This is a genomic window from Rhodococcus sp. LMD (assembly GCF_056108245.1).
Map to the genome: position 1 here is coordinate 1,868,656 of NZ_CM148557.1, position 13,747 is coordinate 1,882,402.

The 13,747-nt window shown below is 66.1% G+C and carries 13 protein-coding genes and 1 rRNA gene; 13 read left to right on the plus strand and 1 reads right to left on the minus strand.

The genetic code is table 11. The features are described from left to right. From ACWPQI_RS08770 to ACWPQI_RS08820, 11 genes are all read left to right on the plus strand, one after another. The gene (locus ACWPQI_RS08770) at positions 1-1,206 is read left to right on the plus strand and encodes an MraY family glycosyltransferase (RefSeq protein WP_040275913.1); all 1,206 of its coding nucleotides are present in this window, start codon (positions 1-3) and stop codon (positions 1,204-1,206) included. Between the two features lie 62 nt (positions 1,207-1,268). Continuing rightward, the gene (locus ACWPQI_RS08775) at positions 1,269-1,685 is read left to right on the plus strand and encodes a Cg1360 family ATP-synthase-associated protein (RefSeq protein WP_010595881.1); all 417 of its coding nucleotides are present in this window, start codon (positions 1,269-1,271) and stop codon (positions 1,683-1,685) included. A 259-nt stretch (positions 1,686-1,944) separates the two neighbouring features. Then, a complete protein-coding gene (atpB, locus tag ACWPQI_RS08780) occupies positions 1,945-2,793 on the plus strand; it encodes a F0F1 ATP synthase subunit A (RefSeq protein WP_172603547.1) in 849 nt (282 codons plus the stop codon). Positions 2,794-2,882: 89 nt separating this feature from the next. Further along, complete coding sequence (locus tag ACWPQI_RS08785; protein ID WP_003935756.1) at positions 2,883-3,134, plus strand: ATP synthase F0 subunit C; 252 nt, start codon at positions 2,883-2,885, stop codon at positions 3,132-3,134. Positions 3,135-3,144: 10 nt separating this feature from the next. Further along, complete coding sequence (locus ACWPQI_RS08790) at positions 3,145-3,705, plus strand: F0F1 ATP synthase subunit B (RefSeq protein WP_006944352.1); 561 nt, start codon at positions 3,145-3,147, stop codon at positions 3,703-3,705. 5 nt (positions 3,706-3,710) lie between these two features. After that, positions 3,711-4,550, plus strand: a complete 840-nt coding sequence (locus ACWPQI_RS08795; protein ID WP_010595882.1) for a F0F1 ATP synthase subunit delta — start codon at positions 3,711-3,713, stop codon at positions 4,548-4,550. Positions 4,551-4,614: 64 nt separating this feature from the next. Beyond that, positions 4,615-6,258 carry a F0F1 ATP synthase subunit alpha gene (gene atpA, locus ACWPQI_RS08800; RefSeq protein WP_017682014.1) on the plus strand — a complete coding sequence of 548 codons (1,644 nt, stop codon included), beginning with the start codon at positions 4,615-4,617 and terminating at the stop codon, positions 6,256-6,258. 48 nt (positions 6,259-6,306) lie between these two features. Continuing rightward, positions 6,307-7,290 (plus strand): F0F1 ATP synthase subunit gamma, encoded by a 984-nt coding sequence (locus ACWPQI_RS08805; RefSeq protein ID WP_010595884.1) that lies wholly within the window; start codon positions 6,307-6,309, stop codon positions 7,288-7,290. A 4-nt stretch (positions 7,291-7,294) separates the two neighbouring features. Further along, on the plus strand, positions 7,295-8,746 hold the full coding sequence (gene atpD, locus ACWPQI_RS08810) for a F0F1 ATP synthase subunit beta (RefSeq protein WP_237211577.1): 1,452 nt from the start codon (positions 7,295-7,297) through the stop codon (positions 8,744-8,746). Between the two features lie 6 nt (positions 8,747-8,752). Beyond that, a complete protein-coding gene (locus ACWPQI_RS08815) occupies positions 8,753-9,118 on the plus strand; it encodes a F0F1 ATP synthase subunit epsilon (protein WP_026138061.1) in 366 nt (121 codons plus the stop codon). Between the two features lie 46 nt (positions 9,119-9,164). Beyond that, complete coding sequence (locus ACWPQI_RS08820; RefSeq protein ID WP_237211576.1) at positions 9,165-9,587, plus strand: DUF2550 domain-containing protein; 423 nt, start codon at positions 9,165-9,167, stop codon at positions 9,585-9,587. A gap of 18 nt (positions 9,588-9,605) precedes the next feature. Here the strand turns inward: ACWPQI_RS08820 and ACWPQI_RS08825 are convergent, their stop codons facing one another. After that, positions 9,606-10,178 (minus strand): cob(I)yrinic acid a,c-diamide adenosyltransferase, encoded by a 573-nt coding sequence (locus ACWPQI_RS08825; RefSeq protein WP_010595888.1) that lies wholly within the window; start codon positions 10,176-10,178, stop codon positions 9,606-9,608. A 56-nt stretch (positions 10,179-10,234) separates the two neighbouring features. On the opposite strand from ACWPQI_RS08825, the gene murA reads away from it, so the two are divergent. Both murA and ACWPQI_RS08835 read left to right on the plus strand, forming a co-directional pair. After that, positions 10,235-11,497, plus strand: coding sequence for a UDP-N-acetylglucosamine 1-carboxyvinyltransferase (gene murA / locus ACWPQI_RS08830; protein WP_010595889.1), 1,263 nt, complete (start codon positions 10,235-10,237; stop codon positions 11,495-11,497). Positions 11,498-12,135: 638 nt separating this feature from the next. Further along, positions 12,136-13,658, plus strand: a 16S ribosomal RNA gene (locus tag ACWPQI_RS08835). Positions 13,659-13,747: the final 89 nt, after the last annotated feature.

Below are 13,747 nucleotides of genomic sequence, written 5' to 3' on the forward strand. Positions count from 1 at the left end.
GTGACTGTCGCCGACACGGCATCCCTGGTGCTGGCCCAATCGGGCCGCGGCGCCGGCGTGCCCATCCGCGAGCTGTTGCTCGTGCTCCTCACCGCCGCGGTCGTCACCTTCCTCTCGACGGGGGCCGTGCGGATCGCCGCGATCCGGTTCGGCGCCGTCGCGGTGCCCCGGGACCGGGACGTGCATGTGCAGCCGACACCGCGGCTGGGCGGCGTCGGAATGTACTTCGGCTTGGTGGCGGGCCTGCTGTTCGCCCAGCAACTGCCCGCCCTGACCCGAGGGTTCGAGTACACCCCCGACATGGGAGCGGCGCTGGTCTCGGGCACCATCATCGTGATCGTCGGGATCATCGACGACCGTTGGGGACTCGACGCGCTGACCAAGTTCGTCGGGCAGGTCACGGCGGCGGGCGTGCTCGTCGTCATGGGCGTGAGCTGGATCGTCATCTACGAGCCCTTCGGTGGCAGCACCCTCATCCTCGACCAGCTGCAGGCGGGACTGTTCACCGTCCTGGTTGCGGTGGTGATGATCAACGCGATGAACTTCGTCGACGGTCTCGACGGTCTCGCGGCCGGTCTCGGGCTGATCGCGGCCGTCGCGATCTGTGTGTTCTCCGTCGGGCTGCTGCACGATCAGGGCGGGGATGTGGGGGCGTATCCGCCCGCCCTGATCGCCGCGGCCCTCGCGGGAGCCTGCCTCGGCTTCCTGCCGCACAACTTCCAGCCGGCCCGGATCTTCATGGGCGACTCCGGATCGATGCTGATCGGCCTGATGCTGGCGGCGATCTCGACGAGCGCGTCGGGACGCATCCCCTTGGCGGCCTACGGCACCCGCGACCTGCTCGGCCTGCTCTCCCCGCTGATCCTCGTGGGGGCGGTCATGTTCATCCCCATCCTCGACCTGCTGCTGGCGGTCGTCCGGCGCACCCGGGCCGGGGTCAGCCCGTTCAGCCCGGACAAGATGCACCTGCACCATCGACTGCTGCAGATCGGGCACTCGCACCGCCGGGTGGTGCTGTTGATCTACCTGTGGGTCGGGGTGCTTGCGTTCGGGGCCGTCGGTTCCTCGCTGCTCGACCGGCGGGCCGTCGTACTGCTCATGGCGGGTGGACTGGTGTTCGCGCTGGTCGTCACGGCGGTGCCGTCGCTGCGTCACGACGACGCCGGCCGTCCCCGGCGACGCCGGCGCCGGGGACCGGTCCGTTAGGCTTGACTCCCGTGACCTCCCCGGATCAGCCCTTGCCCGCCCTGCCCGATTCCTCCGCGCCGATGCGCGCCGCCGTCCGGTACGGCGTGCTCGGGCTCATCGTGCTGACGGTCGTCGCCACCGTGATCGGTGGCCTCGTCGCCGGTCTGCCGGGCGTGTGGGGTGCGCTGATCGGCGCTGCCGTGGGCGGCGGCTTCATCCTCTTCACCGCGCTCGGCGTGCTGCTCACCGCCCGTCTTCCGGCGACGACGGCGGGTGCGGTGCTGCTGGGCACCTGGCTGCTCAAGCTGATCCTCGCGATCGTGGTGATGATGCTGCTCAGGCCGCTCGACTTCTACGACAAGGGCGTGCTCGTACTCACGATCGTCTTCGCGCTCCTCGTCGTCCTGGGCGCCGAGACCTACGGCGTGCTGTCGCAGCGCGCGCTCTACGTGGAGCCTGCCGGTAGCGCTGAGCAGGGGAACAACGACGAACGGTAGTACCCTCGTTGTCAATGACCTCGCGGTACGGGCACCCGCCTACACAACGTCGTAGAAGTGTTGATAAGGTCGTCCCAAGCGAGTGCGACTGCCTGCGATTCCCGAGGAGTCGAGTGCGGTTGTGTCCTCGCAGGCGGTCGTGTTCGAATGGCCGCCGAGTCGACGAGAGTCGCCGACACCGACAGACGCTGGCCCCGATCGGGAGCCGACAGCAGCTGGCGAATACGCGAGCCGACCTGGTCGACTTGTTGGATCGTCAATGTCCGATCGAACCGCAGACGGCAATGCCTGCGGCCGACTACGGGAGAGAGCGCTGAGCGTCACCACCTTGGCTGCCGGAGAATTCCACGCGCCGTCACTAGCCGATTTCTTCCCCCCAGCAGTTCTGTTCGAAGGCACCCCCTTCGAAATGGACCGCCTGATGCTCATCCGCGTCGTCGTGGCCGTGCTCGTGGCGCTGTTCTTCGCGCTCGCGATGCGCAGCCCGAAGATCGTGCCCCGCGGTGTGCAGAACGTCGCCGAGATCATGATCGACTTCGTGCGGATCAACATCGCCGAGGACATCCTCGGCAAGCAGCAGGGCCGCCGATTCCTTCCGGTTCTCGTGACCATCTTCTTCCTCGTGGTCGGTCTCAACCTGACGTCGGTCATCCCGTTCCTGAACATCTCGTCGAACGCGCGTATCGGCATGCCGATCGTCCTGGCCGCGCTCGCCTACGTCGTCTTCAACTACGTGGGCATCAAGAAGTACGGGTTCTTCCGCTACGTCAAGAGCAGCATCGTCGTGCCGAACCTGCCGCCCGCGCTGCACGTGCTGGTCATCCCGATCGAGTTCATCTCGACGTTCCTGCTGCGCCCGTTCACGCTCACCATCCGTCTCATGGCGAACATGCTGGCCGGCCACATCATGCTGGTGCTGTTCTTCAGCGCAACCCAGTTCTTCTTCTTCAGCGCCGACGGCGCGATGAAGATCTTCGGTATCGGCTCGCTGATCGGTGGCATCGCGTTCACCTTCTTCGAGCTGCTGGTGATCGTCCTGCAGGCGTACATCTTCGCGCTGTTGACTGCGGTGTACATCGACCTCGCGCTGCACGCCGAAGAGCACTAGCACGCCGACCGGCACTACCCACACAACACACAGACTGACTCGGTTGCCGATCCCCGGGGCCGAGCCACAAGAAAGGGAATGGAACACCAATGAGCGTTGCGCTTCAGGCAGTTGACGTCCTCGCCCAGACGGAGAGCACCATCAGCGGTCTCGGTGCGGTCGGCTACGGCCTCGCGGCCATCGGCCCCGGCATCGGCATCGGCATCGTCGTCGGCAAGGCGATCGAGGGCATGGCCCGCCAGCCCGAGATGGCCGGCCAGCTGCGCACCACCATGTTCCTCGGTATCGCGTTCACCGAGGCCCTGGCGCTGATCGGTATCGTCGCCGGCTTCATCTTCTGATCTGACGACCATGGCTGACAGCATCCTGTTGCTCGCGGCGGAGGCAGAGGACCAGAATCCTCTGCTTCCCGCGACGTACGACATCGTCTGGTCGCTGGTCGCCCTGATCATCGTCGGGCTCGTCTTCTGGAAGTACGTGCTTCCGCTGTTCCAGAAGGTGCTCGACGAGCGTTCGGAGCTGATCGAAGGCGGCATCAAGAAGGCCGAGGAAGCTCAGGCCGAGGCAAAGGCCGCGCTCGAGCAGTACCGCGCGCAGCTCGCCGAGGCCCGCACCGAGGCGGCGCAGATCCGTGAGGAGGCCCGCGCCCAGGGCCAGCAGATCATCGCGGACATGAAGGCTCAGGCCCAGGAGGAGAGCGACCGCATCGTCGCCGCCGGTCACAACCAGCTGCAGGCCCAGCGCCAGCAGATCGTGACCGAGCTGCGCGGTGATCTCGGCCGCACCGCCGTGGATCTGGCCGAGAAGGTCATCGGGGAGTCCCTCTCCGACGACGTCAAGCGTGCCGGCTCGATCGACCGCTTCCTCAGCGAGCTCGACTCCCTCAGCGCTGACTCTGCATCCCGAAAGTGAGCACCATGTACGCAGCAAGCCGTGAGGCACTCGCTCAGACGCGTTCCGCGCTGCAGGGCGCGTTGGCGTCGAGCACCGCATCCGCTGCCGCGGGTGCCGCAACTGCAGCTGCGGCGCAGGCCGGCTCCGAGCTGTTCTCGGTGGTCGAGGTGCTCGACGATCAGCGCACCCTGCGGAGTGCGCTGGCCGACGCCTCGGCCCCGGCAGCCGGCCGGCAGGCGCTGGCCGAGCGGGTCTTCGGGAGCAAGGTCTCGCCCGTCACCCTCGCGACCCTGAAGGCGGCGGCAGGGCAGGACTGGTCGACCCAGTCCGACCTGACCAACTCCCTCGTTCAGCTGGGTCGCGAAGCCCTCCTGACGGCAGCGGCCGACCAGAACCAGCTCGACACCGTCGAGGACGAGCTGTTCCGGCTCGGTCGCATCGTGGCCGGCAACGCCGAGCTCGAGCAGGCCCTCTCCGATCGCACCAAGCCGCTGGCGGCCAAGCGCGAGTTCCTCTCGCGGTTGCTCTACGGCAAGTCCACCGCGATCACCGAGGCCCTGGCCGTGCAGGCCGTCGGACGGCTGAAGAGCAAGGCCCCGGCCGATGCGTTCGACGAACTGTCGAACCTCGCCGCCACCCAGCGGGACCGCGCCGTCGCCCATGTGCGCAGTGCGGCACCCCTCAGCGCGGCGCAGACCGAACGGCTCACCGGTATCCTGACCAGAACGTACGGCAAGCCGGTCACGGTGCACGTCGAGGTGGTTCCCGAGCTTCTCAGTGGATTGGTCGTCCGGGTGGGCGACGAGGTCATCGACGGCACCGCCGCGGGTCGACTCGCCGCAGTGCGCAAGAGCCTCACGTAGTCCACTACCGAACACACACACATTGCGATCTTTTCGAAGACCAGATACCGAGAGCAGGAAGAACATGGCGGAGCTGACGATCTCCTCCGACGAGATCCGTAGCGCGATCGACAACTACACCGCGAGCTACTCCCCGGAGGCCTCCCGCGAGGAGGTCGGCGTGGTCGCCGACACCAGTGACGGCATCGCGCACATCAGCGGTCTGCCGTCGGCGATGGCCAACGAGCTGCTGGAGTTCCCCGGCGGTGTGCTGGGCGTGGCCCTGAACCTCGACGCCACCGAGATCGGTGCTGTCATCCTCGGCGACTACCAGGACCTCGAAGAGGGCCAGGAAGTCAAGCGGACCGGCGACGTTCTGTCGGTGCCGGTCGGCGACGGCTACCTCGGCCGCGTCGTGAACCCCCTGGGTCAGCCGATCGACGGCCTCGGCGACATCGAGGCGACCGAGAACCGGGCCCTGGAGCTGCAGGCCGCGACCGTGCTGCAGCGCCAGCCGGTCGAGGAGCCGCTGCAGACCGGCATCAAGGCCATCGACGCGATGACCCCGATCGGCCGCGGCCAGCGCCAGCTGGTCATCGGTGACCGCAAGACGGGCAAGACCGCCGTCTGCGTCGACGCGATCCTGAACCAGAAGGCCAACTGGGCCACCGGCGACCCGAAGCAGCAGGTCCGCTGCATCTACGTCGCGATCGGCCAGAAGGGCTCCACCATCGCGGGCGTCAAGGCTGCCCTCGAGGAGCACGGCGCGATGGAGTACACCACCATCGTCGCGGCCCCCGCGTCCGACTCCGCCGGCTTCAAGTGGCTCGCCCCCTACACCGGTTCGGCCATCGGCCAGCACTGGATGTACCAGGGCAAGCACGTGCTCATCGTGTTCGACGACCTCACCAAGCAGGCCGAGGCGTACCGCGCCATCTCCCTGCTGCTGCGCCGCCCGCCGGGACGTGAGGCCTACCCGGGCGACGTGTTCTACCTGCACTCGCGTCTGCTGGAGCGCTCGGCCAAGCTGTCCGACGAGCTCGGCGGCGGTTCTCTGACCGCCCTGCCGATCATCGAGACCAAGGCCAACGACGTCTCGGCCTACATTCCGACCAACGTCATCTCCATCACCGACGGCCAGGTCTTCCTCGAGTCCGACCTGTTCAACAAGGGCATCCGTCCCGCCATCAACGTCGGTATCTCGGTTTCCCGAGTCGGTGGCGCCGCGCAGACCAAGGGCATGAAGAAGGTCTCCGGCTCGCTGCGTCTCGAGCTTGCGCAGTTCCGCGAGCTCGAAGCGTTCGCCGCCTTCGCCTCCGACCTCGACGCGGCGTCGAAGGCGCAGCTCGAGCGCGGCCAGCGTCTGGTCGAGCTCCTCAAGCAGGACCAGTACGCCCCGGTCGCCGTCGAGGACCAGATCGTGTCGATCTACCTCGCCGGTCAGGGTGTCTACGACTCGGTGCCCGTCGGTGACGTGCGCCGCTTCGAGACCGAGCTGCTCGAGGACCTGCACCACAGCGCGTCGGGTGTCTACGAGCAGATCGCCGGCGGCAAGGCGCTGACCGACGAGTCCGCCTCCGCGCTGCTCGCCGCGACCAACAAGTTCAAGGAGGGCTTCATCGCCTCCGACGGAACCCGCGTCGTGAACGAGGCCGAGGCCGAGGCCCTGGGCGCCGACGAGGTCGAGCAGGAGCAGGTTTCCGTCAAGCGCACCACTGTTCGCAAGTGAGCGTGGAGACCATGACCCAGCGTCCTGTGAAGGGAGTGTGATCGACGAATGGCAAGCCTGCGCGAGCTCCGCTCGCGGATCAAGTCGGTCAACTCGACCAAGAAGATCACCAAGGCGCAGGAGCTGATCGCGACGTCGCGGATCACGAAGGCTCAGGCCCGAGTGGCAGCGTCCAAGCCGTACGCCGAGGAGATCACCAAGGTGCTCTCCGAGCTGGCGAGTGCGTCCGCGTCGCTGGATCACCCCCTGCTCAACGAGCGGCCCAACCCGAGGCGTGCTGCGGTCCTGGTCGTCACCAGCGACCGCGGTATGGCCGGTGGCTACAACGCCAACGTCCTCAAGGAGGCCGAGGAGCTGCGTCAGCTGCTGGTCAGCGAGGGCAAGGAGCCGGTGCTCTACGTGCTCGGTGCCAAGGGCCTGAGCTACTACACCTTCCGCGGCCGGCCGGTCGCGGGGGCGTGGACCGGGTTCTCCCAGGAGCCGCGCTACACCGATGCGGCCAAGGCGAGCCGTCACCTGGTGGAGCTGTTCATGGCGGGCTCCGGCAACGAGGTTCCCGCGCCGAACGGTGAGGGCACGATCGAGGGCGTCGACGAACTGCACATCGTCTACACCCGCTTCGTCTCGATGCTGACCCAGAGCCCCGAGGTGCGCCGCATGGCGCCGCTCGAGGTGACCGTCACCGAGGACGAGATCGACCTCGGTGAGGACATGCTCACCGACGGCCGGCACGTCGGCAGCAACGGCGGTCCGCGGCCCGGCTACAACTTCGAGCCGGAGGCCTCGACGCTGCTCGCGGCCCTGCTGCCGAAGTACATCAGCACCCGCATCTTCGCGTCGCTGCTCGATGCCGCGGCGTCGGAGTCGGCCGCACGGCGTACCGCCATGAAGGCGGCCACCGACAACGCCACGGAACTGGTGAATACCCTCAGCCGTCAGGCCAACCAGGCCCGCCAGGCGCAGATCACCCAGGAAATCAGCGAGATCGTCGGCGGTGCCAACGCGCTCGCCTCGAGTGCAGGAAGTGACTAAGCACATGACCGCAGCAGTAACCGATAACTACGGGGCGGGGGCGGCCTCGGCCACCGCCGGCCGCGTCGTTCGGGTCATCGGCCCCGTCGTGGACGTCGAGTTCCCGCGTGGTGCCGTTCCCGCTCTGTTCAATGCCCTGCACGCAGAGGTCACTCTGCCGTCCGTGGCGAAGACCCTGACCTTCGAGGTCGCGCAGCACCTGGGTGACAACCTGGTGCGCACGATCTCCATGCAGCCCACCGACGGCCTGGTGCGCGGCACCACGGTCGTCGACACGGGCCGTCCGATCTCCGTGCCGGTCGGCGACGTCGTCAAGGGCCACGTGTTCAACGCCCTCGGTGACTGCCTGGACGCCCCGGGCACCGGACGCGACGGCGAGCAGTGGGGCATCCACCGCAAGCCGCCGGCCTTCGACCAGCTCGAGGGCAAGACCGAGATCCTCGAGACCGGCATCAAGGTCATCGACCTGCTGACCCCGTACGTCAAGGGCGGCAAGATCGGTCTGTTCGGTGGTGCCGGTGTCGGCAAGACCGTTCTGATCCAGGAGATGATCACCCGTATCGCGCGTGAGTTCTCCGGCACGTCGGTCTTCGCCGGCGTCGGCGAGCGCACCCGTGAGGGCACCGACCTCCACCTCGAGATGGAGGAGATGGGCGTCCTCCAGGACACCGCCCTCGTCTTCGGCCAGATGGACGAGCCGCCGGGAACGCGTATGCGCGTCGCCCTGTCCGCGCTGACCATGGCGGAGTACTTCCGCGATATCCAGGGCCAGGACGTGCTGCTGTTCATCGACAACATCTTCCGGTTCACCCAGGCCGGTTCCGAGGTCTCGACCCTGCTCGGTCGTATGCCGTCGGCCGTGGGTTACCAGCCGACGCTGGCCGACGAGATGGGTGAGCTCCAGGAGCGCATCACCTCGACGCGTGGCCGTTCGATCACCTCGCTGCAGGCGATCTACGTGCCCGCCGACGACTACACCGACCCGGCTCCGGCCACGACGTTTGCGCACCTCGATGCGACCACCGAGCTCTCGCGTCCGATCTCGCAGATGGGTATCTACCCCGCTGTGGACCCGCTGACGTCGACCTCGCGCATCCTCGAGCCCGGCATCGTCGGTGCCGAGCACTTCCGGGTCGCCAACGAGGTCAAGCGGATCCTGCAGAAGTACAAGGAGCTGCAGGACATCATCGCCATCCTCGGCATGGACGAGCTCTCCGAGGAGGACAAGGTCCTCGTCGGCCGCGCCCGTCGTATCCAGAAGTTCCTCGGCCAGAACTTCATCGTCGCCGAGAAGTTCACCGGCGAGCCCGGCTCCGTGGTGCCGCTGCGTGACACCATCGAGGCGTTCGACCGCGTCACCAAGGGTGAGTTCGACCACCTGCCCGAGCAGGCGTTCAACAGCTGCGGTGGACTCGACGACGTCGAGGCCGCTGCCAAGAAGATCGCCGGGAAGTAGTCCGCGATGGCTGAAATGACCGTGGACCTCGTTGCCGTCGAGGAGCGCCTCTGGTCGGGCACCGCCCGGCTGGTCAGCGCCCAGACGACCGAGGGCGAGATCGGTGTCATGCCGGGCCACGAGCCGGTCCTCGGCCAGCTCGTGGAAGGCGGTGTCGTCTCCATCACCACCGCCGACGGCGATCGGGTCGTCGCGGCCGTGCACGGCGGTTTCCTCTCGGTGACCGCCACGACGGTGACGATCCTCGCGGAGGCTGCGGAGCTGACGGAGAACATCGACGTCGAGTCCGCGCGCGCCGTGCTGAGCGACAGCCAGGACGAGGCCGAGATCGCGGCAGCCCGGGGCCGACTCCGGGCCGTCGAGCGGGCCTGACGGATACGACAAGCCGCGACGGAGCCGACGAGCAGTGTCAGTTGGAATGATTGTTCTCATCGTTCTGGTGATACTGCTCGCGGTTGCCGTCGCGGCTTTTCTGTATCGCCTCCTCACCCTGCGGGGCGGGAGTACCGCAGCGATACTGCGCCGGCTGCCCAACGGCGCCGGCGCCGGGTGGCGGCACGGCGTCATCCGTTACGGCGAGCGCACGCTCGTCTTCTACAAGCTCTCGAGCCTGCGTCCGGGTCCGGACTCGCGGCTGGCCCGGCAGGGCGTCGAGGTACGCAATCGTCGAGCGCCCGAGGGCAGCGAGTACGACATCATGACCGAGGACATCGTGATTCTCGAAGTCCAGGACGGCGCAAGCAGTTTCGAGATTGCACTCGACAGCGGCGCGCTGACCGCCTTCCTGTCCTGGATCGAATCCCGTCCGTCGGACCGGTCCGTGCGCGGTCGGCCGAACTGACGCCCGGCCGACCGTTCTTCACGCGCCCGCGCCCGGCTTCCAGAGCACATCCCCGCCCGGGTTCGCGACCCGGCCGAGGATGAAGAGCAGATCCGACAGCCGGTTGAGGTACTTCGCCGGCAGCACATTCGTATCGTCCGGGTGAGCGGCCACCGCCGCCCACGCCGAGCGCTCCGCCCGCCGTGCCACCGTCCGCGCCGTGTGCAGCTGGGCCGCCAGGACGGTACCGCCGGGAAGAATGAAGGAATCGAGCGGCGCCAGACCCTCGTTGAACTCGTCGCACCAGCGTTCGAGCCGATCGATGTACGCCTGGGTGATCCGCAGCGGCGGGTACTTCGGCTCCGGTACCACCGGCGTCGACAGGTCCGCTCCGGCGTCGAACAGGTCGTTCTGGATCTGGCGCAGGACAGGCGCCATCCGCTCCGGTACCTCGGCCGACGCGAGCGCCACCCCGAGTGCCGCGTTCGTCTCGTCGCAGTCCGCGTACGCGACCAGTCTCGGGTCGTTCTTCGACACCCGGGAGAAGTCGCTGAGGCCCGTCGTACCGTCGTCGCCGGTGCGGGTGTAGATCCGTGTGAGATGGACAGCCATGCAGGTCACGGTACCGCTCCCGTATTCCCGCAGTGTGGTCGATAGGCTGTGGCGTTGTGAGTGATCGCTTTCTTGTCTCCGGTGGTAACCGGCTTGTCGGTGAGGTTGTCGTCGGGGGCGCCAAGAACAGCGTGCTCAAGCTGATGGCGGCCGCTCTGTTGGCGGAGGGGACGAGCGTCATCACCAACTGCCCCGACATTCTCGACGTCCCGCTGATGGCCGAGGTCCTGCGCGGGCTCGGATGCGACGTCGAGCTCGAGGGCGACGAGGCGCGCATCACGACTCCCGCGCAGCCGAAGTATCAGGCCGATTTCGCCGCCGTCCGGCAGTTCCGGGCGTCGGTGTGTGTCCTCGGGCCGTTGGTGGCCCGGTGCCGGAAAGCCGTCGTCGCGCTGCCGGGCGGTGACGCCATCGGTTCACGCCCCCTCGACATGCACCAGACGGGGCTCCGACTGCTGGGGGCGCACAGCACCATCGAGCACGGCTGCGTGGTGGCCGAGGCCGACGCCCTGCACGGCAACGCGATCCGGCTGGCCTTTCCGTCGGTCGGGGCCACCGAGAACATCCTGATGGCCGCCGTCCTGGCGAACGGCGAGACCACGATCGACAACGCGGCCCGCGAGCCGGAGATCGTGGACCTGTGCAACATGCTCGTTCAGATGGGGGCCCGCATCTCCGGTGCCGGCACCTCGACACTGACGATCACGGGCGTTCCGCGTCTCGAACCCACCACCCACCGTGTCATCGGAGATCGCATCGTCGCGGCGACATGGGGGATCGCGGCGGCGATGACGCGTGGCGACGTGCGCGTGCGGGGCGTCAACCCGAAGCACCTGAGCCTCGTGCTCGACAAGCTCCGTGCCGCCGGTGCGGAGGTGACCCCCGAAGTCGACGGCTTCCGGGTCGTCCAGCACGACCGTCCCCGAGCGATCAACTTCGCGACCCTGCCGTATCCGGGATTCCCCACCGACCTCCAGCCCATGGCGATCGGTCTCGCGGCAGTCGCCGACGGAACGTCGATGATCACGGAGAATGTCTTCGAGGCGCGGTTCCGGTTCGTCGAGGAGATGATCCGCCTCGGGGCCGACGCTCGCACCGACGGACATCACGCCGTGGTCCGCGGAGTCGAGGAGCTGTCGAGCGCGCCCGTGTGGTCGTCGGACATCCGGGCCGGCGCCGGATTGGTCCTGGCCGGACTGTGCGCCGACGGCGTGACCGAGGTGCACGACGTGTACCACATCGATCGCGGCTACCCGAGGTTCGTGGAGATCATCGAGGAACTCGGGGGCGTCATCGAACGAGTGAACTCCGAATCCTGATCTCGTTGCCTCGAAAGTAGTTGTGCGCCAAGGTGTTTCATACATCACGTTGAGCGAGATCCGCCTCCGGAGTCGAGTGTGCCGCGCATCACTGGGAACGGGCAACGCGGCGAAGGTGCCGGAGACGGTCTGCTACCAGGGGAAACGGCACCGCCTACGAGCTTGACCAGCGGATTTGGCGTCCAGTTATTCGTCCCGTAACTTATTGCAGGTCAGAGCGACACGGACACCGACCCGGCCCGCAGGGGCTCGGGACAACGAGGTTGGACGCAGGCGCCTGATTGTTCGGTTCGGAATCTTCTGGTAGGGTTCTGGGCCGTTGCCGATCCCACCGAGTGTGTCGGGTTTGTTCCCGGCGGGTGGTGTGGGTAGGCTGGAACGGTTGCCCCGGAGCGCCGCGGACGTTGGTTCGCGGGGTGATGGTGTGTGCGTGTTCTTTGAGAACTCAACAGTGTGCCGATGAATGTCAGTGCCAAATTATTTTGGTGCGGCCACTTCACTTTTGTGGGGTGGTTGTTGCTGGACATCGCATTCTTCCGTCTGTGATGATCCAGTGTTTTTGCTAGTTTGAGTTTTTTGCTAGTGATTCGGCTCTACGCTTATGGCTGATCGGCCCTTCGGGGTTTGATTGAGAGTCTTCAACGGAGAGTTTGATCCTGGCTCAGGACGAACGCTGGCGGCGTGCTTAACACATGCAAGTCGAACGATGAAGCCCAGCTTGCTGGGTGGATTAGTGGCGAACGGGTGAGTAACACGTGGGTGATCTGCCCTGCACTTCGGGATAAGCCTGGGAAACTGGGTCTAATACCGGATAGGACCTCGGGATGCATGTTCCGGGGTGGAAAGGTTTTCCGGTGCAGGATGGGCCCGCGGCCTATCAGCTTGTTGGTGGGGTAACGGCCCACCAAGGCGACGACGGGTAGCCGGCCTGAGAGGGCGACCGGCCACACTGGGACTGAGACACGGCCCAGACTCCTACGGGAGGCAGCAGTGGGGAATATTGCACAATGGGCGCAAGCCTGATGCAGCGACGCCGCGTGAGGGATGACGGCCTTCGGGTTGTAAACCTCTTTCAGTACCGACGAAGCGCAAGTGACGGTAGGTACAGAAGAAGCACCGGCCAACTACGTGCCAGCAGCCGCGGTAATACGTAGGGTGCGAGCGTTGTCCGGAATTACTGGGCGTAAAGAGCTCGTAGGCGGTTTGTCGCGTCGTCTGTGAAAACCCGCAGCTCAACTGCGGGCTTGCAGGCGATACGGGCAGACTTGAGTACTGCAGGGGAGACTGGAATTCCTGGTGTAGCGGTGAAATGCGCAGATATCAGGAGGAACACCGGTGGCGAAGGCGGGTCTCTGGGCAGTAACTGACGCTGAGGAGCGAAAGCGTGGGTAGCGAACAGGATTAGATACCCTGGTAGTCCACGCCGTAAACGGTGGGCGCTAGGTGTGGGTTTCCTTCCACGGGATCCGTGCCGTAGCTAACGCATTAAGCGCCCCGCCTGGGGAGTACGGCCGCAAGGCTAAAACTCAAAGGAATTGACGGGGGCCCGCACAAGCGGCGGAGCATGTGGATTAATTCGATGCAACGCGAAGAACCTTACCTGGGTTTGACATACACCGGACCGCCCCAGAGATGGGGTTTCCCTTGTGGTCGGTGTACAGGTGGTGCATGGCTGTCGTCAGCTCGTGTCGTGAGATGTTGGGTTAAGTCCCGCAACGAGCGCAACCCTTGTCCTGTGTTGCCAGCACGTAATGGTGGGGACTCGCAGGAGACTGCCGGGGTCAACTCGGAGGAAGGTGGGGACGACGTCAAGTCATCATGCCCCTTATGTCCAGGGCTTCACACATGCTACAATGGCCGGTACAGAGGGCTGCGATACCGCGAGGTGGAGCGAATCCCTTAAAGCCGGTCTCAGTTCGGATCGGGGTCTGCAACTCGACCCCGTGAAGTCGGAGTCGCTAGTAATCGCAGATCAGCAACGCTGCGGTGAATACGTTCCCGGGCCTTGTACACACCGCCCGTCACGTCATGAAAGTCGGTAACACCCGAAGCCGGTGGCCTAACCCCTCGTGGGAGGGAGCCGTCGAAGGTGGGATCGGCGATTGGGACGAAGTCGTAACAAGGTAGCCGTACCGGAAGGTGCGGCTGGATCACCTCCTTTCTAAGGAGCACTTCTCCCGGTGAGGGTTCACACAGGTGAATGCCTCTCGGGCAGAGACTGTTTCGTTCCCACACGTGGAACGGCAGGAG